The 25,991-nt window shown below is 68.9% G+C and carries 17 protein-coding genes; 13 read left to right on the top strand and 4 right to left on the bottom strand.

The features are described from left to right. Window positions 1-183 precede the first annotated feature (183 nt). The gene (locus ABZ783_RS28840) at window positions 184-5,031 is read left to right on the top strand and encodes a glycosyl hydrolase 115 family protein (RefSeq protein WP_357443566.1); all 4,848 of its coding nucleotides are present in this window, start codon (window positions 184-186) and stop codon (window positions 5,029-5,031) included. Window positions 5,032-5,135: 104 nt separating this feature from the next. Here the strand turns inward: ABZ783_RS28840 and ABZ783_RS28835 are convergent, their stop codons facing one another. Together ABZ783_RS28835 and ABZ783_RS28830 are read right to left on the bottom strand one after the other, a co-directional pair. Beyond that, entirely contained in the window at window positions 5,136-5,498 is a 363-nt protein-coding gene (locus tag ABZ783_RS28835; protein ID WP_357443565.1) for a hypothetical protein, read from the bottom strand. Between the two features lie 558 nt (window positions 5,499-6,056). Further along, window positions 6,057-9,764: a hypothetical protein gene (locus ABZ783_RS28830; RefSeq protein WP_357443563.1), complete on the bottom strand. Its 3,708-nt coding sequence runs from the start codon at window positions 9,762-9,764 to the stop codon at window positions 6,057-6,059. Between ABZ783_RS28830 and ABZ783_RS28825 the strand changes: the two genes are divergently transcribed. The 9 genes from ABZ783_RS28825 (at window position 9,730) to ABZ783_RS28785 (ending at window position 20,299) form a co-directional block, all read left to right on the top strand. Further along, complete coding sequence (locus ABZ783_RS28825; RefSeq protein WP_357443561.1) at window positions 9,730-10,728, top strand: LacI family DNA-binding transcriptional regulator; 999 nt, start codon at window positions 9,730-9,732, stop codon at window positions 10,726-10,728. The two genes, ABZ783_RS28830 and ABZ783_RS28825, sit on opposite strands and share 35 nt — an antisense overlap. Before the next feature lie 176 nt (window positions 10,729-10,904). After that, window positions 10,905-11,801 (top strand): NAD(P)-dependent oxidoreductase, encoded by an 897-nt coding sequence (locus ABZ783_RS28820; RefSeq protein WP_357443559.1) that lies wholly within the window; start codon window positions 10,905-10,907, stop codon window positions 11,799-11,801. Next, window positions 11,798-13,069, top strand: coding sequence for an enolase C-terminal domain-like protein (locus tag ABZ783_RS28815; RefSeq protein WP_357443556.1), 1,272 nt, complete (start codon window positions 11,798-11,800; stop codon window positions 13,067-13,069). Before ABZ783_RS28820 ends, ABZ783_RS28815 begins: the two co-directional genes overlap by 4 nt. A 160-nt stretch (window positions 13,070-13,229) precedes the next feature. After that, complete coding sequence (locus tag ABZ783_RS28810; RefSeq protein WP_357443554.1) at window positions 13,230-14,486, top strand: extracellular solute-binding protein; 1,257 nt, start codon at window positions 13,230-13,232, stop codon at window positions 14,484-14,486. 115 nt (window positions 14,487-14,601) lie between these two features. Further along, on the top strand, window positions 14,602-15,513 hold the full coding sequence (locus ABZ783_RS28805; RefSeq protein ID WP_357443552.1) for a sugar ABC transporter permease: 912 nt from the start codon (window positions 14,602-14,604) through the stop codon (window positions 15,511-15,513). Next, the gene (locus tag ABZ783_RS28800) at window positions 15,510-16,397 is read left to right on the top strand and encodes a carbohydrate ABC transporter permease (protein WP_357443550.1); all 888 of its coding nucleotides are present in this window, start codon (window positions 15,510-15,512) and stop codon (window positions 16,395-16,397) included. The genes ABZ783_RS28805 and ABZ783_RS28800 overlap by 4 nt, the downstream gene beginning before the upstream one ends. A 107-nt stretch (window positions 16,398-16,504) precedes the next feature. After that, window positions 16,505-17,476, top strand: a complete 972-nt coding sequence (locus ABZ783_RS28795) for an acetylxylan esterase (protein WP_357443548.1) — start codon at window positions 16,505-16,507, stop codon at window positions 17,474-17,476. Next, entirely contained in the window at window positions 17,473-18,609 is a 1,137-nt protein-coding gene (locus ABZ783_RS28790) for a cellulase family glycosylhydrolase (protein ID WP_357443546.1), read from the top strand. The genes ABZ783_RS28795 and ABZ783_RS28790 overlap by 4 nt, the downstream gene beginning before the upstream one ends. Window positions 18,610-18,700: 91 nt before the next feature. Continuing rightward, window positions 18,701-20,299: an FAD-dependent oxidoreductase gene (locus ABZ783_RS28785; RefSeq protein WP_357443544.1), complete on the top strand. Its 1,599-nt coding sequence runs from the start codon at window positions 18,701-18,703 to the stop codon at window positions 20,297-20,299. 266 nt (window positions 20,300-20,565) lie between these two features. Here the strand turns inward: ABZ783_RS28785 and ABZ783_RS28780 are convergent, their stop codons facing one another. After that, window positions 20,566-21,072, bottom strand: coding sequence for an FAD-dependent oxidoreductase (locus ABZ783_RS28780; protein WP_357443542.1), 507 nt, complete (start codon window positions 21,070-21,072; stop codon window positions 20,566-20,568). 404 nt (window positions 21,073-21,476) lie between these two features. Here ABZ783_RS28780 and ABZ783_RS28775 point away from each other — a divergent pair, with 404 nt between their 5' ends. Further along, complete coding sequence (locus tag ABZ783_RS28775) at window positions 21,477-22,709, top strand: hypothetical protein (protein ID WP_357443540.1); 1,233 nt, start codon at window positions 21,477-21,479, stop codon at window positions 22,707-22,709. A gap of 62 nt (window positions 22,710-22,771) precedes the next feature. Here ABZ783_RS28775 and ABZ783_RS28770 read toward each other — a convergent pair whose 3' ends face one another. Beyond that, a complete protein-coding gene (locus ABZ783_RS28770) occupies window positions 22,772-22,945 on the bottom strand; it encodes a hypothetical protein (RefSeq protein WP_357443538.1) in 174 nt (57 codons plus the stop codon). Window positions 22,946-24,579: 1,634 nt separating this feature from the next. Here ABZ783_RS28770 and ABZ783_RS28765 point away from each other — a divergent pair. Together ABZ783_RS28765 and ABZ783_RS28760 are read left to right on the top strand one after the other, a co-directional pair. Beyond that, window positions 24,580-25,155, top strand: a complete 576-nt coding sequence (locus ABZ783_RS28765) for an IS607 family transposase (RefSeq protein WP_357443536.1) — start codon at window positions 24,580-24,582, stop codon at window positions 25,153-25,155. Then, window positions 25,148-25,991, top strand: an 844-nt coding sequence (locus ABZ783_RS28760; protein WP_357443534.1) for a hypothetical protein, incomplete at its 3' end; no start/stop codon positions are given. The genes ABZ783_RS28765 and ABZ783_RS28760, both read left to right, overlap by 8 nt.

The raw sequence follows: 25,991 nt of genomic DNA, 5'->3' as shown, positions 1-25,991 counted from the left end.
GCAATTCTGGCAATACCTTGCAGAAGTTGTCGCCTGGTTCCTAGGTTGCGACCGTGCCGGCCGCACGGTGACCGTGGCGGACGAGAGGAGCGAGGGATGTCGCAGCCCGGGCTAAGAGGTCGAGGTGTGCAACCCGACAAGCGCAGTTTCGCGGGTCGGGCCAGGCGATGGTCCGCGGCTGTCGTGACCGGCGTTGTGCTGGCCGCGTCCCTGACGTCGGTGGAGGTGACGCCGGCGCACGCGTCGTCGGGTGACTTCACCATCTTCAACGGTCACACGACCTCGCCGATCCTGATCGACCCGTCCTACGGCGGCGATCACGCCGATCGGGACTACACGCAGGTGCGCCGCGCCGTTCAGGACCTGCGGCAGGACGTCGCCATGGTGACCGGGGCGATCGATCCCGGTGAGGTGCAGAGCCTGTTTGTCGACGACGAGTCGGCCAAGGAAGCGCGGTTGGCGAAGGCCGACCAGAGCAAGCTGCCGGCCCTGCTGACCCAGGCCGCGGGCCAGCAGAACGCGATCATCGTCGGCCAGATCGGCCAGAGCCGGCTGATCGACGAGATCGTCGCAGCCGGCAGGTTCGACGAGGCCGCCGGGATCAAGGGCAAGTGGGAGGCGTACGCGACCAAGACCATCAAGAACCCGATGCCCGGGGTCGACAACGCACTGGTGATCGCCGGCAGCGATGCCCGCGGGACGATCTACGGGATCTACTCGATCTCTGAGGAGATCGGCGTCTCACCGTGGTACTGGTACAGCGACGTGCCGGTCAAGCAGCGCGACGACATCGACGTTAAAGGCAAGACCCGGGTCGACGACGGGCCGGACGTCAAGTACCGCGGATTCTTCATTAACGATGAGGAACGCACCATCGCGTGGGCGAAGAGGAAGTTCCCCACCGGCAACGGCACGCCTGATGTCAACTTCTACCGGCACGTCTTCGAGCTGATGCTGCGGCTGAGGCTGAATACGCTGTGGCCGGCGATGCACCTGGCCTCAAGGGCGTTCAACGCGGTCACCGACACCGGGACGTACGACACGGGGACACCGATCAACGCTCGCGAGGCGGCAGCGTTCGGCGTGGTCGCGTCCTCGTCTCACGCCGAGCTGATGCTGCGCAACAACGAGGGCGAGTGGCGACAGTGGTACGACCGCAACAAGGACGCGCTCCACATCAAGGGCGCGGACGCCGTGGCGGCCTTCGACTACTCGATCAACAAGCCCGCGATCCTGGAGTACTGGCGCCAGCGGGTGGTCGCCAACGCCGACTTCGAGAACATTCTTGCCCTGGGTATCCGCGGCGTGCACGACAGCGATCCGGTGTTCACACCCGGTAACCAGTACGGGTTCAAGGACAAGGTCGAGATGGAGGCCGACGTCATTCGCGAGCAGCGCGAGCTGATCGCAGCGGTCTACGGCAGCGCCGACGCTGTGCCGCAGGTGTTCATCCCGTACAAGGAGATGAACGACCTCTACAACGCCGGGCTGAAAGACCACATCCCCGCCGACGTGACCCTGATGTGGGCCGAGGACAACCAGGGCTATCTGCGCCAGGTGCCCACGCGGACCGAAGCCGCCCGGTCCGGCGGGAACGGCGTCTACTACCACATCTCCTACTGGGGCGAGCCGAAGAGCTACCTGTGGCTGAACTCGACGCCGATGTCCCTGATGGTGCAGCAGCTGCGTCGGGCGTGGAACTCCGGTGCGGGGCGTTACTGGATCCTCAACGTCGGGGACATCAAGCCCGGCGAGATCAAGCTCGACCTGTTCGCCAAGCTCGCGTGGGACGTCGAGGGCTATGACGACACGAACATCGGGAGCAGGTTCCTCACCGAGCACGTGCAGCGAGACTTCCGGCTGAGGGGCAACAACGCCGCCGTGGTCGCCGACGCACTGAAAAGGTTCGACGCGCTCGAGAACACCAAGCGCGCCGAGTTCTGGGGGGAGATCAACTCCTCCAACGCGAACTCAGGAAGGATCCACGCCGGTCAGGTCTTCCCGTTCAGCGCCACCTCTGACGGGGATGAACTCCAGCGCTACATCAACGAGTCCAACGAGCTGGTGAGGATTCTTGAGGGCGTGTCCGCGAAGCTCGACCCGCGCTATCGCTCCGCGTTCTATCAGCAGGTGCTCCACCGGGTCCGGTCCTACCGCAACATGGCGGAGCAGATCGGCTTCTACTGGAAGAACCAGCTCGCTGCCGCCCAAGGCCGCTACGCCAGCGCGGGCAGCTACGAGCTGCTCTCGAAGCAGGCCCGTGAGCGCATCCTCGCCGACGAGGACTACTGGAACACGATCAGCGACGGCAAGTGGGACCACGCCATCGGCCACAGCCATCCCGAAGGTTTCCCGAACGAGGGCGCCGTCATGCTCACCAACGACCGGTATGCCCGGGTGGCCGCACCGACCGATGCGGTGGGCGCCGCCGCCGAGGGGAGCAAGGAGCCCGGGCACGGCACGCTGACGTTCAACTCGGCGGCACCCGACGACAAGCGGTTCTTCGACGTGTTCTCCCGGGACGACGTCGCCACGCCGCAGGAGTGGATCGCCGAGGCGGGCGCTGCGTGGATCACCCTTTCTCAGCGCTCGGGCACGACCGCGACAGAGCACCGAGTCACGGTGACGGTCGCCAAGGACCACCCGGCCACGACGGGAACGATCCGGGTCTTCAACGCCGTCGACGGCGCCAAGGCCGGCGACCCGGTCGCGACGTTCACGGTCGACGCGAAGCGGGCCGCCGTGGACCTGCGCCGGATCGCCGAGCCGGCGCACCTGGAGGCCAACGGATACGTGGCCCTCGAGGCCGAGCACTTCTCCGAGAACGTGCCCGGTGCCGACGGAAGCCGGTGGGCACCCCTTGAAGGCGTGGGCCAGCGCGGGGCATCGATGGGCAGCTTCCCGGAGATCGCGCCCCGGGTCGACTCCGCCTTCGAGACGACCGCCCGCCTGAGATACCGGGTCCACTTCACCTCCACCGGGAGGTTCACCGGGACCTTCTACCGAATTCCGACGCTGAACGAAGGCACCGAGGACAACGGCACGCCGCGCACCGCGCGCACGGCCGTCGGGCTCGACGACCAGGTCCCCAGCCTGCTGCGCGGCAACTCCGTCGCCGGTACGAGCACCAGCCCCTGGGGATTCAACATCATGCACGGGATCGAACCCCTGACCTTCACCGTCGAGGTGACCACGCCGGGCTGGCACGACCTCATGGTCTACCGCTCGGACACCGCGATCCTCTTCGACCGGATCATCATCGAGACTCGCGACGGCGCGGTCGGTGACGGCCTGGTCGGCCCGCCCGAGAGCCCGAACAACATCGCCGCACCCCAGACAGCGGCCGTGGCGGCACTTCCCGGCGTGATGCCGCAGCTTCGCCGGCTGCCTGCGATCGAGACGTCGGTGGGCCGGACGAGCAGGGTCGAGGGTGTGGCGGGCGTGGTGGCCGCGGAGTCGGACAACGAGACCGCGGTGTCGGTCGCGATCAAGGACGGCGCGGTGAGCATCACCGGACGCAGGGCCGGGCGAACCGAGGTCTCCATCACCGCCGGTGGCGGTGAGGCCTGGGTGCTGGCCGTCACGGTGCGGCGGGCGGACGGTGCGCCGGTCGGCCCGTACCTGGAGCAGGACGGCCTGGTCGTCCTTGATCCGGCGGACGCGCTGGAGAAGAGCGCTTCCGCTCGTGCGACCGACAGCAACAACGGGACGCACGGGTGGGCGTTGGCTCGGAACGGCCTGCAGGTCGTCCCCCCTGCCGATGCCAGCGCGAAGGCGCAGTGGCTGGCCACCTCCGCGGCCCAGGCCGAGGCGCTGTTCAAGGCCGGCCCGACGCAGAAGGTCAACGGAAGTTCCGCGGCAGGAGCACCCCCGCGGCTCGACTTCACCGTCGACATCCAGACCGGCGGCACCTACTACCTGTTCGTCAACTCGAGCCACCCCAACGCCGACGCCGACTCCTACCACCTGGTCGTCGACGGGCAGTGGCGGTACCAGTCGGGCAAGAGCGCACCGGAGACCGGGTTCGAGACCTGGTACGGCAGCACGAGCGCCACGGGTGCCGCGCTGGCGCTCAAGCCCGGCGAACACACGATCACGCTCGCGCCTCGCGAGGCCGGGATCGTGCTCAACCAGATCGCCCTGACCACGAACAGCACGCCGGGCTTCTCCGGGTTCCTCACACCCAGCGGCCGGGGCCACCGGCTGCCGGTGATCCAGGCATCGGTGGGCCGGACGAGCACGGTCCAGGGCGTGGCGGCCGCGGTGGCCGCGACATCGGACAACGAGACCGCCGTCACGGTCGCCGTACAGGACAGCGAGGCCAGGATCACCGGGCACAGGGCTGGAACGGCCAAGGTCTCCATCACCGACGGCCGTGGCGAGACCTGGGTGGTGCCTGTCACGGTGAGCAGAGGCGAAGATGCGCCGGCCGGTGCCTACCTGGAGCACGACGGCCTGGTCGTCATCGATCCGGCGGACGCGCTGGAGAAGAGCGCTTCCGCTCGTGCGACCGACAGCAACAACGGGACGCACGGGTGGGCGTCGGCTCGGAACGGCCTGCAGGTCGTCCCCCCTGCCGATGCCAGCGCGAAGGCGCAGTGGCTGGCCACCTCCGCGGCCCAGGCCGAGGCGCTGTTCAAGGCCGGCCCGACGCAGAAGGTCAACGGAAGTTCCGCGGCAGGAGCACCCCCGCGGCTCGACTTCACCGTCGACATCCAGACCGGTGGCACGTACTACCTGTTCGTCAACTCGAGCAATCCCAACGCCGACGCCGACTCCTACCACGTGGTCGTCGACGGGCAATGGCGATACCAGTCGAACAAGTCCGGGCCGGAAACCGGGTTCGAGACCTGGTACGGCAGCACGAGCGTCGCTGCGGCCGCATTGGCACTCAAGCCGGGCGAGCACACGATCACGCTGGCACCTCGTGAAGCCGGGCTGGTGCTCAACCAGATCGCCCTGACCACGAACGACACACCCAGCCTCACCGGCTTCCAGGCCCCCAGCGGCCGGAGAACGAGCGCTTCATGACGCTCTGACATCCGGCAGAGCGTCATTCGATCCTGACCCCGCTACCAACTGAGACGGCCGGACCTTCCAGGTCCGGCCGTCTCGTCATGTGCGGACGTCCCGCCTCAGCCCACGCCGCAGTTGTTGTTGCGCGCCGGCTGCGTCAGCTTCTCCTGGCTGCCGAACTTCGCGTAGACCCGCAGGTAGCACGGCAGATCGACGTCGCCGTAGTAGCTCGTGACCGCATTGTCGTAGTGAGTCGTGCCGCTCTGCGCGACCTGCCAGGTGCCGCTGTCGCCCGACTGGATCTCCCAGTGGACGTCGCCGGAGCAGCCCTCCAAGCCCTGCGCCCAGGAGATGATGTTGGCCCCGTTGTAGATCTCGGACTGCACCAGGGTGCAGGTCGTCGCCTGTGCCGGAGCGGCGCCGACGAACAGCCCGGCCGTCAGCAGTGCCCCCGCGCCGAGCGCTGACATCAGCTTGCGCATGGTCCCATACCTCCCAGGTGGACGGTGGATCTTTCATCGGAGGGTATCTGTTTCCGAAAACAAGCTCCAAGGCTGGGCGGCAGATCCGGCGGAAACCTTCACACTGTGTGGGAACACCATCGCCGGGGCGTCGTCCGCCGTCGTGCATAAGGTGTCGACCAAGGCGATGAGTCCGTCGGAGTACCAGCGGACCAGATCGGCGGCGGTCCTGCCCTCGGCTTACGATGCGGACGTGTCGTGGCCGGTGTCGCCGCGCAGGTTACCGCCGCCCACCGGTATCTGACATCGGGGCTGGGTGACCAATTAACTGGGTGACGTCCGAGGCGGCCAACCAAGGCCCCGGACTCGAGGAGCGGATCGCCGGGGCGCTGAACTGCTCGGTCAGCCAGGTGCGCGCGGCACGCGGCCTGCTCTCGGACCGTCCTCCCTCGCCGGCCACCGCGATGTAGCGGGCCCGGGGCGAGCCCTGCCGCGGCCAGCCGGCTGGCTTGTGACAGCTGTGCCGAAGGTTGACGGCGGAGAGGGGAGGCCTCTCCGCCGTCGTCCGGGTGGGCTCGGTCAGGGGCAGTCGATCGGCGGGTAGGGCACCTGCCGCCGCTGGTAGGACGGCTGGCCGCTCGGGGCGACGACCGAAGCATCCACGGTCACCTTCCCGGCGGGAAGCGATACCGACCCGGTGGGAAAGGTCTCGGAGACCCGCGTACCGGGTGGCACATCGCGGAACTCCTTGCGACCCCATGGAGTGGTGAGGCGAACACCGGCTGCCAGCAGCTCCCGGTTCGTCACGTCGACCGCGACGGCGCCACCGGACGGAAGGCACACCGTACGCGCCTGTGTCGACAGGTCCACCTCGTCACCGCCGGGAGGCATGAGCCGCAGGGCGTGGAACAGGCTCGGATCCTTCGCTTCGGCGACACCCTTGCCCCAGGTGCTCCAGCCGCGGCGACCCGACCCGTCGTTGTCGTTGATCGCGATGGTGGCGGCCATGATGCGACTGGCCGGGTCGACCCCGAGCGCCGCCCACGTCGCTGCCAGCTCGTAGGTCGTCGTCTTCGTCTTCTCGTCCCGCTTCACCATGGTCGCGATGCCGTCCGTCCCGCCACTGACGGGTAGCCATCGGGTGAGGTCGACCGGTCCCGCGTCGGTCAGGGCGGTGCCGACCTCGCCGACGGGGCGGCCACTTTCGCCCGGCCAGCCGGGGGACGACCCGAGTTGGAGACTGTCGCCCTGCCAGATGGCCGCATCCCTCGCGGGCTGTGCCTGGACGTCGTCGACGATCTGGGCGGTGAGGTAGAGCCGGCTGTCGTCGTGTGTGATCCACAGGCTTCCGCTGAGGTCGTGCGGGCCCTTCCATCCGGTGATCACCTGTTCGTCCTTGCCCAGCGTCTGGGCCGGGAGCTTCTCCACGGCGCGGTCCACCACGCCGTCGATCTTCACCGGCTGGTACGGGACGTCCACCGCCACCGAACTCGCCGCCACGACGACGCCGCTCGCGGTATCGGTCGCCGGTCCGGAGACGGTCGCCGACCACGCACCGAAGGCGGTGAGCGGAACATCCTGTACGGCCGTGGCTCCGCCCGCCACCTGCGCATCGGCCAGCGCTGTTCCCCTCGAACCGCCGACAGTCCAGGTGACACCGTCGAGGCGTACCGCATGCGTGCTGCGATTGAGAACCTTGAGCCGCAGCACGTCCGTGCCGGCAGCGCTCAGCGAGTGCTCACCCGTCAGCTGCAATGCGGGAACGACCTGCGCGTCGGCGGTGAGGACGCCGATCGCGTGACCTCCCTCCCGTACGACCGCGGTCCAGGTGCGCTGTCCCACCTGAGCGGGCGCGAGCGCCGCCGCGACGTCCTGCGTCGCCCCGGCGGGCACGGTCGCCTGCGTGGTCAGCCCGTCGGAGACGAGCGAGAGGGTGCGGGCCGCGGTCCCCGGGTTGGCGATGTGCCAGGTGGCATCCGGCGCGCTTCCACCGATGGCACCCGTGACGGCCAGCGAGAACGGCGAGGTGGTCGCCACCTGGCCCAGTGCGCCTTGCAGATAGATCGGCTCCGCACCCACGGAGACGTGCACCCGTCCGCCGGCGTCCGGCTCAAGGACAGTGGTGCCGCCGTAGAGGTTGGTGACCGTTACCGAGCCGGTCGCCTGGACGCTCCAGGTCTGCGGCGTCAGTGCCCACAGCGCCTGCATCCGCGTGTCAGCGGATTCGCCCGTACGCGGGCCGAACTCGACTCCGTAGCGGCCGGTGCCGAGCGGCAGAACCGCGCGTACGGGGCGCTCCGCCGTCTGGCGAGTGAGTACGCCCTCGGCGGTGAACGCGGGCTTGGGGACGTACGCACCACGAGCGTCAACCTCGTTGCGGATCATCCCGAAGTTGTGTTCGGCATCGGCCGGGTTCGTGCCGTCGTCCTTGAAGTCGTAGACGGTGTAGCGGCCGATCCCGTCGCCGAGGCCCAGGAGTTGGGCGCGCGCGAGGTTGCGTGCCTGTACGCCGGGCGCTACGCCGGGTGGGTTCTGCGTCGTGTACCAGCCGTGCTCGGTGAACCAGATCGGCATGTCGGGGTGCCCCGCCGCGGCGAGCTTCTGCCGCAGGATCGCCACGTGGGTCCGGAACGCCTCCGGCTCGGCGGTGAAGTTGTACGGGTGGGTCGAGAACGCGTCGATGTGGTCGAGGCCGCCGGCGGCGATGAAGCCGTCGAGCCAGCCCTGCCAGTCGTTCATCGGCGCGAGGGCAGGCCCGGCCAGTGTCGCGTCCGGATGCGTCGCCTTCACCTTCGTGGCGGTCGCGGCGAGCAGCGCGACGTAGTTCTGCGGCGTCGCCCCCGCGGGCCCGGTCACGTCGCGGATGTTCCACTCGTTCCACACCTCGTACGCCGCGCGCGCGGTGCCGAAGTGATCGACGGAGGCCTGGGCGTATCCGGCGAAACCGGCTCGTCCCTCATCGGTCGCGGGCGCCTCGCCCTGGTGGTAGAGCGTGTTGCCGTAGTCGAGCACCTGCAGGAAGTCCACGCCGGTCGCGCGTAGCGCCGCATCGGCGTTCTCCACGCGCGAGGGGAAGGCGTAGGTGCCTTTGACCCGTTCGACCTCCGACCAGTACGCCTCGTCACGAGCGAAGCCGAGACCAGCCTTTCCGAGCAAGGGTGCGGAGGCCGTCGGCCACCTCCCACCGTAGTGCGTCGCGGCACCAACGCGCCGTTCCCGGAGCGTGGTCGCGGGCAGCACCGAGACGTCCGTGCCGCCGTTGACGGTGGTGCCGTCGGGCTGGACGGCGGCGATGTCAACCGTGTACCAGCCGGTCCCCAGGGTGCCGAGGGAGATGGTGTTCCCGAGCTGTGCCGGGGTGCCGGAGCCGGCGGCGACGACGGCCCCGTACGCGTCCCGCGCCGACCAGTTGAGCGACGTGGCGGCCGTGTCGACGCCGAACGAGACGGTGTCGCCGGTCGTGAAGGCGTTGCCGAGCGTGGTTGGCCTGATGGCGAGCGGGGGCGGCGGTCCCTGGGCGATGACGTCGTCGACGTCGAGCGTCACGGCGGGGCCAGGAGAGATGCGGAACGCGTCGATCAGCAGCGAGATCTGCGTCAGCGGCCCGTGCCACACGCCGTCATTGGCGCCGCCCCAGTGAACGTACTGAGCTCCGCCGGCGAAGGTGGTGACCGACAGCTTCTGCCACTGCGTGCCGGGCGAGAGCGCAAGGGTCTGCTGGTGCGCCTGCCCGGTGCTGTCGACGAGGCGCAGGACCAGGCCGGTCAGCTGGGCGCTGCGTACCGAGAGGTCGAGTCTTCGCAGGTCGAGCGAGGGGACGCCGCGCGCCATCTCGACCGTTCCGCTCGGCGCGTTCGCCTGGACACGGGCGGACGCGGTGCCACCCGCGGGGGCGTCGGTGGTGGTCGTGAGCGTCGCTGTGGCGCCGCTCGTCGTCACCGGGAACCACGGATCGGTGCCGTGTTCGAAGTCGCCGATCACGACGGGCCCGGTGTCGGCGGCGGCGGGCTGTGGGGCGGACAGCAGCGCCATGGCGGCAGCGAGGGAAGCCAGCAGCGTGAGCGCTCGGCGGGAGAGCGCCCTTTCGGAAAGCGGAGAGATCGTCCTGGGCATGAGCGCTCCTCGATGAGGCGTCGGATGATCGCGATCGGGGGACGGGGAGGCTTTGCGGTGCGAAATCGGTTTCGCAGTTCGGCATTTTTCGCTGGGCGGTCGGACTCTGTCAATGCCTTCGCGCCGGTATGCTCTCGGCATGCCGTCGAACCGCAACGTCCGGTTGAGCGACATCGCGGCGATCGCCGGAGTGTCGCTCTCCACCGCGTCCAAGGCCCTGAACGGGGGCGATCGGATCTCGGCGGAGACCCGGGCGCGCGTGCGTGAGGTCGCGGAGCGGCTCGATTTTCAGCCGAACGCGCTCGCGCGCTCCTTCGCGCTCGGGCGCAGCCGGACCATCGGGGTCCTGACCTACCGCGCGGCCAGTACCTTCGCAGGTCCGGTCCTCATCGGCGCGGTGCTGCAGCTCGGCGAGTTGCAGCAGGCGTCCCTCGTGTTCGACGAGGACCTGCTCGTGCCGCGTCAGATGACCAAGAGCATCCGGGCGCTCCAGGCGCGCCGCATCGACGGTCTTCTCGTCGTCGGGGACGGTCACGAACGCGTGTCGCCGTCGGTGACGCACCATTTCGGCGTACCCGTGACGTACGCGTTCGCGGCGTCGGACCAGCGCGAGGATGTCGTCTACCTGCCCGACAACGAGGGCGCGGGCCGCCTCGCGACGCGGCACCTGGTGGAGCGCGGTCGTACGCGTATCGCCCACATCACGGGCAGTCGGGACAGCATCGCCGTGCGCCTGCGTGAGCGCGGAATGCGTACGGAACTGGAGGCTGCCGGGCTGAAGCAGGCCGGTGAGACCCGGCACGGATCCTGGTCTCACGGATGGGGCGCCCAGGCGATGTCCGACCTGCTCGATTCCGGTGTCGAGATCGACGCCGTCTTCTGCGGCAACGACCATATCGGCCTGGGCGTGCTTGAGGTCTGCGCCGCGCGCGGCCTGCGGGTGTCCGCGGACATCGCCGTCGTCGGCGTCGACAACTGGGAAGGCATCGTCCTGGACCAGGGGATCCGCCGGCTCACCACCGTCGATCTGGAGCTGCAGCGGCTCGGCCGGCTCGCCGCCGCCGATGTCCTTTCTCCCGAGCGGGCGCCCGGCGAGCACCTCGTGGCGCCGACCCTCGTGCTCGGTCCTTCCTCCTGACGCACGGCCGGACAGCGCAGCGTTCCTGACCGCACGGCAGTCCTGACGGGACTGCCGTGCCTCGGCATGCGCCGCAGCGGTCCGTCGGCATCCGCGTATTGACATCCTTCGGGGCGTGTGCTTCTCTGCTGCGAAAGCAGTTTCGCAACATGTCTCCGACAGTGAGGATCACCGGCGTGCCTGAGCTCATCCGACCCACCCGAGTGTTGGTCACCGGTGCCGACGGGACCGTGGGCCGGCCGACGGTCGAGGCGCTCGTCGACCGCGGCATCGCCGTCACCGCGCTGTCCCGTACATGGTCCGCGCCGACCCCGGCGGACCGGGTCTTCACGGGCGACGCCGCCGATGAAGTCCTGGTGCGAGACGCGCTCGCGGACGTGGACGCGGTCGTTCATCTGGCGGCGACGGCGCACCCCGACCTCGACACGCCGCGGGCCGTGTTCGTCGGGAACACCTCCGCGACATTCACGGTCCTCGCGTGCGCCGGGGAGGCCGGCATCCGCCGGGCGGTCATCGCCAGCTCGATCAACGCCTTCGGGGTACCGATGAACCGGCACGACGTGATGCCGGCGTACTACCCGCTGGACGAGGCGTCGCCCGTGGCGCACGACGACGCGTACTCGCTGTCGAAGTGGGTCGACGAGCAGGTCGCCGCCTTCGCTTGCAGCCGTTGGGACATGACCGTCGTCGCGCTGCGCTTCCCGCTCGTCCGCGAACTCGCCGCGTTGCGGGACACGGTGCGGCGCATGATCGCGATTCCCGCGGAACGGGCGCGCCTCGCCCGGGAGGGGTGGGCGTACCTGGAGATGGCCGATGCCGTCGACGCGATCCTGCGCGGCCTCACCCAGCCGATCTCCGGGATGCACACGCTTCTGGTCGCCGCGGCGGACACCATCCTGAACGAGTCCACGGAGGACCTTCTCGATCGCTACGCCGCCCACGTCCAACGCAGGCAACGATTCGAGGGGCGTCGAGCGCCGATCGACACGTCCGCCGCGCGCCGCGTGCTCGGCTGGGCTCCCGTCGTCTCGCTCGCCGAGGGCGGGGCATCCGTCATGGAGGCATCTGCATGAGCACGCAGGACGCAACGTCCCCCTTCGCCCAGCCCTGGGAAGCACCCGACGACGTGCGCATCACCCGGGTCCGGGCGATCGCGACCGCACCGGAGGGCATCCCGCTGCTGGTCGTCAAGGTCGAGACGAGCGACGATGGCCTCTACGGGTTGGGCTGTGCCACCTTCACGCAGCGCTGGCGGGCGGTCGCGACCTACGTGGAGGAGCATCTCGCCCGGCTGGTCGTCGGCCGCTACCCGGGCGACATCGAAGACCTCGTACGCCTCGCCAGGTTCTCGTCCTACTGGCGTGAGGGCCCGGTCGGCAACAACGCGATCTCCGGGCTCGACCAGGCGTTGTGGGACATCGCGGGAAAACGGGCCGGACGGCCGGTGCACGAGCTTCTCGGCGGCAAGGTACGCGCGGCGGCCGACACCTACCTGCACGCCGCCGGCGCGACCGTCGAGGAGACCCTCGACCAGGCAGAACGTCTCCGGGAGGAGGGGCTACGGCACATCCGGCTGCAGACGGGCCAGCCGGGCGCCGGCCACTACGGTGCCCCGGCGGTGCCCCACGCCGCAACCGCCGACCACCAGTACCCGGGCGGTTGGAACGTCGAGGAGTACCTGCGGCTCACCCCCGAACTCTTCGCGGCAGCCCGCGCCCGGCTCGGCCCCGACATCGCTCTGCTGCACGACGTGCACTCGCGACTCTCGCCGAAACAGGCCGTCGCGCTCGCCCGCTCGCTCGAGCCGTACCGCCTGTTCTTTCTGGAAGACGTCATCGCGCCCGAGCATTGGGACCGCCTGCCCGAGGTACGGACGGCCTCACCCGTGCCCCTCGCGGTGGGCGAGCTGACCACGTCGCTGACGGACGCGGCACGCCTCGTGCTCGGCGGGGGCGTTGACTTCATCCGCTCCCACGTCTCCGGCATCGGTGGCCTCACCGCGGCACGCAAGATCGCCGCCGCTGCGGAACTCGTGGGGGTGCGCACGGCGTGGCACGCCCCCGGCGACACATCGCCCATCGGTGCGGCAGCCAACGTCGCTCTGGATGTGACCAGCCCGGCCTTCGGCATCCAGGAAGGCCACGTGTACACCCCCGCCGTGCACGAGGTCTTCCCCGGGACGCTGCGCATCGAGCGCGGCTGGCTGCGCCCCAACGAGGCACCGGGCTGGGGAATCGACCTCGACGAGGCCGCCGCCGCCCGGTTCCCCGCCGGGCTCTCCGCGCACGACGCGTGGGCCGCGCGGGTCCGCGGCCGGGACGGAGGACTCATCGCTCCCTGACCGGCAGCCCCGCCCACACTCAGTGATCCACCACCAACACCGTCCGAGGAGACTCATGAAAAGCACAAGAACCCGGCTTCTCGCGCCGGCAGCCCTCGCCGTCGCAGCGCTCGCCCTCGCCACCGGGTGCAGCGGGCCGAACAGCGACTCATCCGGGCCCGTGTCGATCACCGTCGCGGGCATGCCCACCAATCAGCAGCCGGAGGAGCTCAACAACTTCAACCGCGACATCGCCGACTTCACCAAGGCCAACCCCGACATCAAAGTCACCGGCGACGAGGCCACCTTCGACGTACGCACGTTTCAAGCACTTCTGGCCGGCGGCAAGCTCCCGACCGTCTTCTACGTCCCCTTCACCGAGATGCAGGGACTGATCGCTCGCAAGCAGATCGCGGATATCACCGGCACCATCCCCAAGGACTCCGCGATCGGCCGGATCAACCCGTCCATTCAGAAGATCGTCAAGGACTCCGGCGAGCACATTTACGGGGTGCCAGTTCAGGCGTACAGCATGGGTCTGCTCTACAACCGTGACCTGTTCAAGAAGGCGGGCCTCGACCCCGACAAGCCCCCGACGACGTGGGACGAGGTCCGCGCGGACGCCAAGGCGATCCAGTCGGCCACCGGCGTACAGGGCTTCGCGAGCATGACGAAGGACAACACCGGCGGCTGGGTGCTCACCACGATGAGCTACGCCAACGGCGGCACCATCGAGTCGGCGGACGGCAAGAACGCGACCGTCGACAACGACGCCACCCGCAGCGCGCTCGAGTTCTACCGCTCCCTGCGATGGGAGGACAACACCTTCGGCTCGAACTTCCTGATCGGCTACAACGACGCCATGAAAGCGTTCGCTGGCGGCAAGATCGGCATGTTCGTGCAGGGCGCGGACGCGTACAAGACGCTCGTGTCGAACATGGGCATGAAGCCCGACGACTTCGGCCTCGCGCCGCTGCCGCAGGCGGCCCAGGGCCTGGGTACGCTCGGCGGCGGTACCGTCGCGATCATCAATCCGCGCGCCTCGGCCGCCGAGACCAAGGCCGCGATCAAGTGGGCGGAGTACCGGTACCTCCGCAAGTACGGCAGCCAGGAGGCGGCCGTCGCGGACGCAAAGGCCAAAGCGGCCGACAAACAGCCGGTGGGCGAACCGGCGCTTTCGCTCTTCGACCAGGCGACGACCGACAACTATCTCGCATGGGTGAAGGACTACGTCAACGTGCCGCGGCAGAACTACGCGGCGTACCTCACCTCCGCTCAGACGATGGCTCTGGTCCCCGAGCCGCCGACGAAGACGCAGGAAACGTACGGGACGCTTGACACTGTGGTCCAAGCAGTACTGACGCGCAAGGATGCCGACATCGACGCGCTGCTGAAGGACGCCCAGCGCAAGGTCCAGACGACCATCGACGCAGGCTGATCTCTGCTACCGGCTCCCCGTCCCGCCGCGGTCGCCGTGACGCGACGGGGAGTCCACCCGAACAGACGAGGTGATCTCGGTGACTGTCCAGGCACCGTCCCGGCCGGCGTCCCGCATGCAGCAGACCGTGGCGAACCGTCCTTCGCGGGGGCTCATGGGCTGGGTACGCCGTGGTGGGCTGTCCACGCTGGTGTTCTTCCTGCCGCTCTTACTGTCGTTCGGCCTCTTCTCGTGGTGGCCGATCCTGCGGTCGCTGCCCCTGAGCATGCAGCAGACCAATTTCCTGACGGCCGACTGGGTCGGCCTCGACAACTTCACGCGGGTCCTGGCCGACCCGCTGCTCCTGACGGCCGCGCTCAACACGCTGTGGTTCGCGCTGCTGGCCCTCGTGATCGGGTTCCCCGTGCCGGTGATCCTGGCGGTCTTCATCGCGGAGTTGCGTCGCACCCGGGGACTGGCCTCGGCGCTCGTGTACCTGCCCGTGATCTTCCCGCCCGTGGTCGCCGTCCTGCTGTGGAAGGCATTCTTCGACCCGAGCCCGACCGGCGTGCTCAACACCATCCTCGGGTGGGTGGGGCTGGGCCCGTTGTCGTGGCTCAACGACGGTGATCTCGCCATGACCTCGATCGTGCTGCAGGCCACCTGGGGGTCGTTCGGTACTGCGACAATCATCTATCTCGCCACGCTGATGGGCGTACAGACCGAGCTGTATGACGCCGCGGAAACAGACGGGGCGAGCGCGTTCCGGCGGTTCTGGCACGTCACTCTCCCGCAGATGCGCGGCGTGCTGCTCGTGATGATGCTGCTGCAGTTGATCGGCACCTTCCAGGTCTTCACCGAGCCTTACATCATGACCAATGGCGGTCCCGAGAACCGCACCGTCACGATCCTCATGCTGATCTACCGGTACGCGTTCGTATCCGGGGACTACGGGCGCGCGACGGCCTTGAGCCTACTGCTCGCGATCGCCCTGTCCGGCCTTTCCTGGATCTACCTCCGGGCGACCAAGCACTGGAGCAGCTCATGACCGCCGACGCCGAACGCAGCCTCCTGTCCCGTATCGATCGGCGCCGACCCGGCGTACGGATCGCCCTCGTCGCCGTCCGAGTGCTGCTGTTCGCCGCTCTCACCGTCTTGTGCCTGGGACCGCTGTTCTGGCTGTTCAAGGCCGCGACATCGACCACGACCGAGACGCTCTCCGCGCCGTTCTCGCTCTGGCCGAGCGGGGTCCACTGGAACACCTTCGCCGAGGTGTGGACAAAGGTCGACTTCGCGCGCTACTTCGTCAACACGCTCTGGCTCATGGCGGGGTCGCTGTTCTTCGGGCTCCTCGTCGCCACGACCGGTGGCTATGGGCTCGCCATTCTGAAGCCAAGGTACGCGAAGGCCGTGTTCGCAGCGATCCTCGCGACGCTGTTCATTCCCGGCGTCATCTCGCTCGTCTCGCTCTACCTGACGGTGATGGACATGCCGCTCGTGCGCGTCAACCTGATCGGAACCCTGTGGGCGGTGTGGCTGCCCGCCTCGGCCAACGCGGTCAACGTGCTGCTCATGCAACGGTTCTTCGCGGCCATTCCCGCCGATCTGTTCGAGGCGGCCCGCATCGACGGCGCGGGTCCCTTCCGGGTCTTCGTCTCGCTCGTGCTGCCGATGTCACGGCCGATCCTGGGCGTGGTGAGCCTGCTGACGCTCGTCGGGGCATACAAGGAGTTCCTGTGGCCGCTGCTGGTGCTGCCGAATCCGCAGGACCAGCCGATTTCGGTCGCGCTGCCGCGGCTGGAGAGTTCCGCCGACTTCGCGCAATTCATGGGCGCCCTGTTCATCTCCGTGATCATCCCGGTGGTGCTCTTCCTCGTGTTCCAGCGGCAGTTCCTGCGGGCGGCCGGCAACTCGGGAGCCCTGAAAGGTTGACATCCTCCTCTCCCTAACAGGAGGGGATTCTCCGGGCCGCCCCAAAGGCTTGCGCTGCAGTGCCGGCCGCCCTCGTCCGCCGAATGCCTGATCTCGGAAGGAACCCCATGCCTCGATTCGACCTCCCCCTCGACGAACTCCGCGCTTACCGGCCTGAGGTCCGCGAACCGGCGGACTTCGACGACTTCTGGACGCGTACGCTCGCCGAGGCGCGCGCCGCGGGCGACAAACCGTCGTTCACGCCGGTCGAGTCGCCCCTGGCGGCATGCCAGGTCTTCGACGTGCGGTTCTCCGGGTACGCGGGCGAACCGGTCGCAGGGTGGCTGCTCGTTCCGGCCAATGCCGAGGCGCCGCTGCCCACCGTCGTGCAGTACCTGGGTTACGGTGCGGGTCGCGGCCTGCCGCACGAGTGGCTTCCCTGGGTTGCCGCCGGATACGCGTTCCTGGTCATGGACACGCGCGGGCAGGGGGCGCAGTGGGGCGTCGGCGGCCTCACGCCCGATCCGCACGGCAGCGGCCCTGCCGCCAGTGGCGTCATGACCCGCGGCATCGACAGCCCCGAGACCTACTACTACCGCCGGGTGTTCACCGATGCCGTATGCGCGATCGACGCTGTTCGGGAGCACCCGCTGGTCGACGCCGCTCGCGTGTCGGTCTGCGGAGGCAGCCAGGGCGGCGGCATCGCGTTGGCCGCCGCCGGGCTGGCCGGCGGTCTCGTCGCCGCCCTGCCGGACGTCCCGTTGCTGTGTCACTTCGAGCGGGCGGTGGGCCTCACCGAGCGTGACCCGTACCAGGAGATCGTCCGATACCTCGCGGTGCAACGAGGCATGACGGAGCGGGTCTTCACGACTCTGTCGTACTTCGACGGGGTGTCCTTTGCGTCTCGCGCGTCCGCGGCGGCGCTCTTTTCGGTCGGTCTGATGGACCAGACCTGCCCTCCGTCCACGGTGTTCGCCGCGTTCAACGCGTACGCGGGGGAGAAGACGATCACGGTCCACTCCTACAACGGTCACGAAGGTGGTGCCGCAGGTCAGTGGACGCTCCAGGCGTCGTTCCTCGCGGATCGGCTGGGCCGGTGAGCACCTCAGTCCGCTACGGCGTCAACTACCTGCCCAGCCGCGACTGGTGGTACGCGTGGGTCGACTGGAACGACGCTGCCATCGCGCGTGATCTCGACGTCATCGCCGGACTCGGCTTCGACCACGTGCGCATCCAGTGCTTGTGGCCCTTGTTCCAGCCGAACCCGGCGTACGTCTCCTCGGCCATGCTCAACCGGCTCGTACGCCTGCTCGACCTCGCCGAAGCGCGCGGCCTGGCAGTCTGCCCGACAGTGCTCGACGGCTGGTTGAGCGGCTTCGACTTCCGTCCCGCCTGGCTGCGGGATGCCAATCCCTTCACCGAGCCAGACGCGGTGGACGCCGCCGCGCTGTTGGTGACCGCAGCCGCCAGGGCCGTCTCTGCGCACCCGGCCCTGTGGTGTCTCGACATCGCGAACGAGCCGAACGTCCTCATGCGACAGGCCGGCCTCGGATCAGGCGCCTGCGATGCCTGGGCACGCCGCATGGTCACGGCCGCGCGCGCCGGGGCACCGGGCGTACCGGTGACCGTTGGTGTCGATCACGAACCCTGGATGACCGGCGACTGCGCGCTCACCGCAGACGCGGTGGTGGACATCTCGGACCTGGTCGCCATCCACGCCTGGCCGTACTTCACCGGGGCGCTCGCACGGTTCGGTGACCAGGAGCGCGGCGCGTGGGCAATCCCCGACTATCTCGCCCAGGTCGCGTTGGCGACCCTCGGCGGACGGCGGAAGCCGCTGTGGGTGCAGGAGGTCGGCGTGTCCGACCTCTGGCTCGACCGGACGACGGTGCCGGACTTCGCCGAACGGATGCTGCGGCGGACCGCCGCGATCCCGGAGGTCACCGCCGTGACGTGGTGGGCGTCGCACGACATCGATCGCCGATTCCGCGGCTTCGACGAGCTCGAATACGGACTCGGTCTCATCGACACGAACAATTGTGTGAAGCCGGTCGGGGCGCGGGTCCGCGACGTGATCGCCGAGCTGCGGGCTCACCGCACGCCACCCGAGCTCGCCGTACCTGGCATTCCGCTGCCGGCGGGAACTGTTCCGGACCTGGATTTCGCGTCGGAATGGTTCGCCCAGCTGGGAACCCACGCCGGCCCACGGATCGTACGCGAGGACGCCCGATGAGGGCGCCAGCTCCTCGGTGCCCGACGCGCCAGTGGAGCCCGACCCCGGCCGACCGGCCAATGAACCCGAGACGCGAAAGGGGAACGACTGCGTGAGTACGCAGCTGCAGACGGATGTTCTGGTGGTCGGCGGGGGAGTCGGCGGCGTCGCCGCCACGCTGGCCACCGCCAAGCTCGGCCGCAAGGTGATACTCGCCGAGACCACCGAGTGGCTCGGCGGCCAGCTCACCAGCCAGGCGGTGCCACCGGACGAGAACGCCTGGATCGAGACCCAGCTCGCCGCCGTCAGTTACGCCGACTTCCGGCAGCGCATCCGCCGTCACTACCGGGACAACTACCCGCTGACGCCGCGGGCCGCCGCCGACCCGCTGCTCAACCCGGGGCTGGGTCACGTCAGTCGGCTGTGCCATGAACCCCGCTCGGCCCTGGCCGTCATCGATCAGCTGCTGGCACCGTGGCAGTCCGCCGGTCGCGTGACGGTCCTGCTGCAGCACGAACCGGTCGCGGCCGACACCACCGGGGAGCAGATCACCGCGGTCACCCTGCGCCGCCCCGACGGCAGCGACATCACCGTCACCGCCGACTACATCCTCGACGCCACCGAACTCGGCGACCTGCTGCCATTGGCCGGAGTCGAGCACGTCATCGGCGCCGAAGGCCAGGACACCACCGGCGAACCCCACGCGCTGCCGGTCGCCGACCCGCTCAACCAGCAGGCGATCTCCTGGTGCTTCGCCCTCGAACACCGGCCCGGCGAGGACCACACCATCGACCGCCCGGCAGGCTACGACTTCTGGCGTACCACGGTCGCCCCGTTCTGGCCCGGCCCGCAGCTGTCCTGGATCGACGTCGAACCGATCACCCTCGGTACGCGCAACCGGCCCATCTTCCGCGATGACCCCGCCAGCGGGCCCGCCGACGACCTGTGGCACTACCGGCGGATCCTGGCCGCCCACCAATTCACCGGCACCGCCTTCGCCGACGTCACCCTGGTCAACTGGCCGCAGATCGACTACTGGCAGGCCCCGCTGCTCGGCGTCGACGACGCCACCCGGGCCGCCGCGCTCGACGGCGCCCGCGACCTGTCGCTGTCGTTCCTGTACTGGATGCAGACCGAGGCACCGCATCCGGACGGCGACGGCACCGGATACCCCGGGCTACGGCTGCGGGGCGACGTCACCGGAACCAGCGACGGACTAGCCATCGCCCCCTACATCCGCGAATCACGCCGCATCCAGGCCGAGTTCACCGTCCTGGAGCAGCACGTCGGCGTCGACGCCCGCCCACCCGGAGCCGGCAGCCAGGTCTTCTCCGACAGCGTCGGCATCGGCCACTACCGCATCGACCTGCACCCCAGCACCGCCGGGCGCACCTACGTCGACATCGAGTCGTACCCGTTCCAGATCCCGCTCGGCGCCCTCATCCCGATCCGGGTCGACAACCTGCTCGCCGCCGGCAAGAACATCGGTACCACCCACATCACCAACGGCTGCTACCGGCTGCACCCGGTCGAATGGAGCATCGGCGAGGCCGCCGGCGCCATGGCGGCGTACTGCCTCGACCGGGGCGTGCCACCCCGCAAGGTCCGCATCGACCACACCCACCTGGCCGACTACCAGCGGCTGCTCACCGACACCCTCGGCGTCACTCTCGCCTGGCCAGACGAGATCCGCAAACACCGAGCACCGTGAATCCGCCCGGGAAGAGAAGGAACATCACATCGCGTCCGCCTGAGACGGGCCTGTGGGGCACGTGAGTCCCGTACCGGCGACGAGGTGGCGTCGCCGCAGACGCCGACCCCGCGTACTCGGCCTTCGTCGCCCGGTCCAACCCGCAGGTCGCCATGATGCTCGCCGGCCGAGCGGCGAAAGGCCGCCAGAGTGCGGCTGTTTTTCGGTGATCCTCATGGCCCGGCTGCGACACTGTCCGCGCATCCGGCGAATGAGGATCTGAGGGCCTATGCGGCGGTCCATGCGATGACCTGGCCGCGCTCGACGAGTCGGGATTGGAGTTGGGCAACGTCGATGTCCTGCACGTCGGTGTGTTCGCGCAGGGACTGCACCGCGGCAACCGCTGCGGATTCAGCCAGGACGCAGAACACCGGTTCCATCCGGGTGGCCGCGTAGCCGATATGAGTGGCAGACAGGCAGACCGGGACCAGCAGGTTTCCGCAGTCGGACTGCCACGGGGTGACCGCCCGGTAGGGAATCGGATACGGCTCGCCGGTGCCCATGTGGCCGCCGAGAAACATGTCGCCCTCGGTCGCCACACCGAGTTGCCCGGTCGCCGGATCGCGATGCGGAATCCGCCGTACCGGGTAGACGTCCACGCCGAACAGGGCGAGGCCGATGCTGTCGCTGGGATCCGTCTGGTTGGCAACGTCTGCCGTATGTGACGGTGTAGATCCCGTCGAGCCGCCGCGACACCCGCACGTAAAGCTGCGGTGGTCAATCCCACCGGCCATGTCCGGCGCGTGCTGTCGATGACCGGGGTACTGCCGTTGCTCACCGAGCCCGACTCCGACGATTAGCGCCGGTGCACCCGCTTTCTGTTGGACCGCCGTACAGGGTCGCCCTTGTGGGGCCGGTTGATGTCTCCGTCACCGGGCCGCTGGGCAGGGTGGGGACGGCGTCGGATCCGTCGCTGAGGTCCGCGTAGAGGAGGTTGTGCACACGCCCCGGTTGGCCATCGGTGGCGGATGCGGTCATGACCTTGTTGAGCTGGACGCGGATATCGTCATGCCGGTCGGAGCAGCCGGCGGAGATCGTATGTCGTCTGTTCGTGGGATGGGTCGGGTGGACTTTTGGCTGATGGCGAGTAAGGTCAACTAGCTGTCCGCACCTGTGCGTTCAGAGGAGGCAGGCGACCGTGGCCGAGAGATCGACCGCTCGCCCCGCCGATGGGGCCGCCCAACTTAACGACCCGGCAAGTGACATAGACAGCTGGATCTCTCAACTGTCGCGACCGGCAGCAAGCGACTCGGACACAAACTCCGAGTGGCAGGCGGCCGCCGCGCCGCAATGGCGCGACGACGTCTCGGATCCCTACGAGGAGTTGTACACACCCGCGGAGACGAACCAGGAGCACGACGGGCGGCACGCACGGCACCGGGCACACCAATACGAGGATGAGTCCGAGCAGTTCGACGGGGCGTACGGCCAGTGCGAGCGCGCGTACCGGCAGCCGGACCCGATTGCCTACCCGGAACCGGAGCGTGACGAGCCCGACCACACTTATCAGTACGACGAGCACGAGCTGGCCGATCGGGAGCAACGGCGGGCCCCGGAGCCGTATGTCGATGCCGGACCGGTCCACGAGGACGCGTACGCGGCGCTGCAGGAGACATACGTCCTACCGGAGGTGGGCTATACCCACGAGGAACACCATCCGCAGGACGATGACCCCGGCCGCAACGGGTACCGCCACGAGGAGCCCGATGCCCAGGACCTCGAGGCGGTCGAGGACGGGCGGCCACGGGTGCAGCACCGGAAGCTTGATGCCCGCCCACGGCCGGCCAGCCGGCGGCGCCGGCTGATCACGGTCGGCGGGCTTGCCTTGGGGATGCTGCTCGGCGCTCTGGCGTTCATGTGGGGGTCGAGCCCGCCGCCGGAAGGCGGGCTGCCGCTGTCGACCGCGACCATCCCGCCGGACGCGTCTGAGGAGCCGATCACTCTCCCTGTGATGCCGTCAACGGCGCCCACTTCCGCGACGCCGAGCAGCTCTTCCGCCACGCCCAGGACTACACGGTCGGTCACACGGTCCGCCACGCATAGCGCCACACCGTCAACCACAGGTTCCGCCGCGCCGCCCTCGAGACGCGCCGTGACCACGCCGACGCCGACGCCGACCCAAAGCTCGGGTCCGCTCCTGCTCGGCCCGTCGAGCAACGACGGGGTGGCGACCATGGCCCAGCAGTACTGCGATCAACACGCCGCCGGAAGCTCAGCCCAGCCCCGCAACGACGGCCGTTGGCGGTGCACGAAGCTTCTCTTCGCGTCCGTCGTCGAGATGGACGTCGCCTGCCGCGACACGTACGGTGCGGGCGCCTACGCACAAACGTCGAATCCTGGCGATCCATACGCTTGGCGGTGTTACCGCTGACAATCATGGCTCCGCCACTGAGCCCGATCTCTGGCCGGCGTCCTACAACCACTTTCAGACACCTAGCGGCGTTGCTGATGCCGCTCGATCTCCTTCTCCAGCAGCGCGAGGCGAGCATAGATGTCAGCGAGGTGCGCTGCTGCCTGCTGCGTACGAGCATGTAGGTCGTCCAAGGTGCGGCAGATCTGGTCCTCGGCGTGATCTGGGACCGGAACGGGCGCCTCGGCCGTCGTCATCCCTGTTCTCCCCAGGTCGAGCAGCCCGTTGGCGGGGCAGCAGTTGCCCACACCGTACCCGGGCCTCTGACCAGGTAAACCATCATGCCGTGCGATCGGCGCCGTGTCATTGGCCTGCGATTCACTTGATCGGCCGGGCGGCGCCGAGGGGCGGGTGGAACCGCTCGAGGTCGTCGGCGTGTACCAGGTAGTGGTGGGTGAGCACCGTGACGTCGTCCCCTGATGCGCGAGCGGTGGTCGATCGCGAGCGGCTTCGTCGGCCGGCCACCTGAGCGTCGAGTGCCCTACGCCCTCACGGCCAGCCCTTCGTCACCTGCTCACCGAAAGGCAGGACCAGCGGCACCATCGCGAACACTGTCTGCGCACGTCCGCTCACGCAAATGTAACGGCTGGAGGGGCGTACCACTTGTCATGGTGGAAGGTCGAGGGGCGTGGCCCTCGCGGTAGGCGACACGAACTCGTCCCGCTCACCCGAACAGCGCACCAGACGCTCCGTTGAAGGCAATCCGGTGGCGTACTCAACGACCCGCACCGAACCGACACGCCGGCGTGGCCGCCACGCCGCCGTATCCGTCTGGAACCAGTGTCGCGGTCACCGTGGTGGCCGGTAGGTGGGTTGGTCGATCTGCGCCAGGTCCAGTCGGGCCGCGTGGGTGCGCTGTTGGGCTGCCTGCGCGGGATGTCGCTCACTCCGCTGTACCCCGGGGTTGAACGGCGGGGCTGCCGGTCGGGTGATCATCGGTAGCACCGCCAGGCGTACGGGTCACCCGGATTCGATGTCCGTGCGTAGGCGCCCGAATCGTACGTGTCGCGGCAGGCGACGTCCATGTCGACAATGGACGCGGAGAGAAGCCTCGTACATTGCCACCGGCCGTCGTTGCGGGCCTCTGCTGAGCCCCCCGTGTACCGATCGCAGTACCGCTGGGCCATGTTCGCCACACCGCGGCTGCTCGATGGGCCGAGCAGGACCGGGCCCGAGCTCTGCGTTTGCGTCGGAGTGACCGACGGTGTGGCGCTGGGCGTGCCGGAGGAACTGCGTGGCGCCGCTGAACTGGGCGACGTGGACGGTACCTCCGGGAAGACGATCAGCTCCTCGGACGGGTCCGGCGGTGTGGTGGCCGCCGACACCGGCAGCCCGCCTTCCGGTGGGTGGCCCGACCCCCACATGAACGCTAGGGCGCAGAGCAGCGCCCCTAACGCGAGCCCTCCGACCGGAATCAGCCAGCGGCGCCCTCGGCTGGCCGGTCGCGGGCGGGCACGCCCGTGGCTGTGCTTCCCTCGATGCCGCCGGTCCTCCTCCGCCTTGGGGTCCTGCGGGTTGGACTCCTCGTGGCGGTACTCGTTGCGGCCGGCGGAAACATCGTGCGGGTAATACCCCTCGTCGGTGTAGCCCGCCTCCGGCAGGCCGTGCCTTTCCTGCTGCGCGCCGTACGCGCCTCGTGGACCGAACTGGCCTCGATCGGTCGGTACGGATCGTGGTCCCGGCGTTCCTCCCGATAGGCCTGGTCGTGCTCGTGGTACAGATAGGCCCGGTCGGGCCCGTCGTACTCGGGTTCGGGGTCGGAACTGCCCTCGAATGAGTGTGCGTGAGTGTGTATAAGGGCAGTCTGGGTGGGTGGTGCTACGGTCTTTGCGTGAATCTGACTGAGTGGGCGCGAGCGCAGGGGATTAGTCCCCACACGGCGTATCGCTGGTTTCGTAACGGGACGCTTCCCGTGCCCGCTTGGCGTGTTGGGCCGCGCATGATTCTGGTGAACGTCGAAGCCAACACCACTGCGGAAGCTGTCGGAGGGCTGGGCTTGTATGCCCGTGTGTCGTCCCACGATCAGGAAAATGACCTGGAGCGCCAGGTCGCCCGGCTGTCGTCGTGGGCTGTGAAGGCCGGTCACCGTATCGTGCGTGTTGAGGCGGAGATCGGCTCCGGGATGAACGGCAGCCGCAGCAAGGCACGTCGCCTCCTCGCCGATCCGGACGTGAGCACCGTGGTGGTGGAGCACAAGGACCGCCTTGGGCGGATGAATGTGGAGCTGGTTGAGGCCACTTTGTCCGCGCATGGCCGCCGTTTGGTCGTGCTCGATGACGGCGAGGTTGCCGACGATCTGGTGCGGGACATGGTGGAGGTGCTGACCTCGTTCTGCGCTCGCCTGTACGGCCGCCGCTCGGCTCGTGATCGGGCGCGGAAGGCGTTGGAGGCCGCCTGGCATGGGTGAGCTGCGCCCGATCGATGCGCCGTTCGTCGCGGTCGGCCCGTCCGGTGTCGCGATTCGCGACCGGCTCAAGGGACTGGCCAGTGAGGATGAGGAGGTTCTGCGGCTGGTCGGTGACCATCTCGGCAGGCTTGCCGGGAAGGACCTCAAGGCCCGTTGCGTGACCGGCCTCGACCACGACAGCGACGCCTGGGCCGAGCGGAAACGTGCCCTGACGCTGGAGTCGTCCTCCCGCTGGGCCGGGTCGATCACGAAGGCCACGCACGACCAGTGGGCGCTGTCGCGCCGCGCTCAGCTTGCCCACATCCAGGGCCTCGAGGCCGGTATCAAGATGATCGCGCGGCGGCTGTCGCTGCCGGTGGGTGAGAAGGGCAGCAGGCGGGCTCCGGGCGGTTACCGCACCGCACAGGAGCGCTTCGTTAAGATCCGGCGCCTGCATGTGTTCCAGGACCGGCTTGAGCGTGAGCGCAACGACCGCGCCGCGGGCCGAGTCCGTGTCGTCCGGGGCGGGAAGCGCCTGCTGCGCAACCGTAACCACCTCGACGCCGCCCAGCTCACCGAGGCCGAGTGGCGGCGCCGGTGGGAGGCCGAACGGCGGTTCCTGCAGGCCGACGGCGAGTCGGGGAAGCGGCACGGGAACGAGACGATCCGCGTCACCCCCGGTGGCGAGGTCTCCGTCAAACTCCCGGCCCCGCTGGCGCACCTGGCCAACGCGAAGCACGGCCGGTACGTGCTCGCCGCGAAGGTGTCATTCCCACACCGTGGCGATGCCTGGCGCGACCGCATCACCGCCAACCGGGCGGTGGCCTACCGCATCCACGAAGACGTGGACCGGCGCC

The sequence above is a fragment of the Micromonospora sp. NPDC047738 genome (assembly GCF_040642675.1).
In the GTDB taxonomy this organism is placed as follows: domain Bacteria; phylum Actinomycetota; class Actinomycetes; order Mycobacteriales; family Micromonosporaceae; genus Micromonospora.
Note: the sequence above shows the minus strand (reverse complement) of the source record. Positions and strands in the feature narration are given on the sequence as shown.

Excerpts from the sequence above, each read along its gene's own strand:
- ABZ783_RS28805 (WP_357443552.1), top strand. The coding sequence starts at position 14,602 with ATGCAGCAGACCGTGGCGAACCGTCCTTCGCGGGGGCTCATGGGCTGG.
- ABZ783_RS28780 (WP_357443542.1), bottom strand. The coding sequence starts at position 21,072 with ATGGCCGGTGGGATTGACCACCGCAGCTTTACGTGCGGGTGTCGCGGC.
- ABZ783_RS28815 (WP_357443556.1), top strand. The coding sequence starts at position 11,798 with ATGAGCACGCAGGACGCAACGTCCCCCTTCGCCCAGCCCTGGGAAGCA.
- ABZ783_RS28835 (WP_357443565.1), bottom strand. The coding sequence starts at position 5,498 with ATGCGCAAGCTGATGTCAGCGCTCGGCGCGGGGGCACTGCTGACGGCC.
- ABZ783_RS28795 (WP_357443548.1), top strand. The coding sequence starts at position 16,505 with ATGCCTCGATTCGACCTCCCCCTCGACGAACTCCGCGCTTACCGGCCT.
- ABZ783_RS28800 (WP_357443550.1), top strand. The coding sequence starts at position 15,510 with ATGACCGCCGACGCCGAACGCAGCCTCCTGTCCCGTATCGATCGGCGC.
- ABZ783_RS28825 (WP_357443561.1), top strand. The coding sequence starts at position 9,730 with ATGCCGTCGAACCGCAACGTCCGGTTGAGCGACATCGCGGCGATCGCC.
- ABZ783_RS28830 (WP_357443563.1), bottom strand. The coding sequence starts at position 9,764 with ATGTCGCTCAACCGGACGTTGCGGTTCGACGGCATGCCGAGAGCATAC.
- ABZ783_RS28770 (WP_357443538.1), bottom strand. The coding sequence starts at position 22,945 with ATGACGACGGCCGAGGCGCCCGTTCCGGTCCCAGATCACGCCGAGGAC.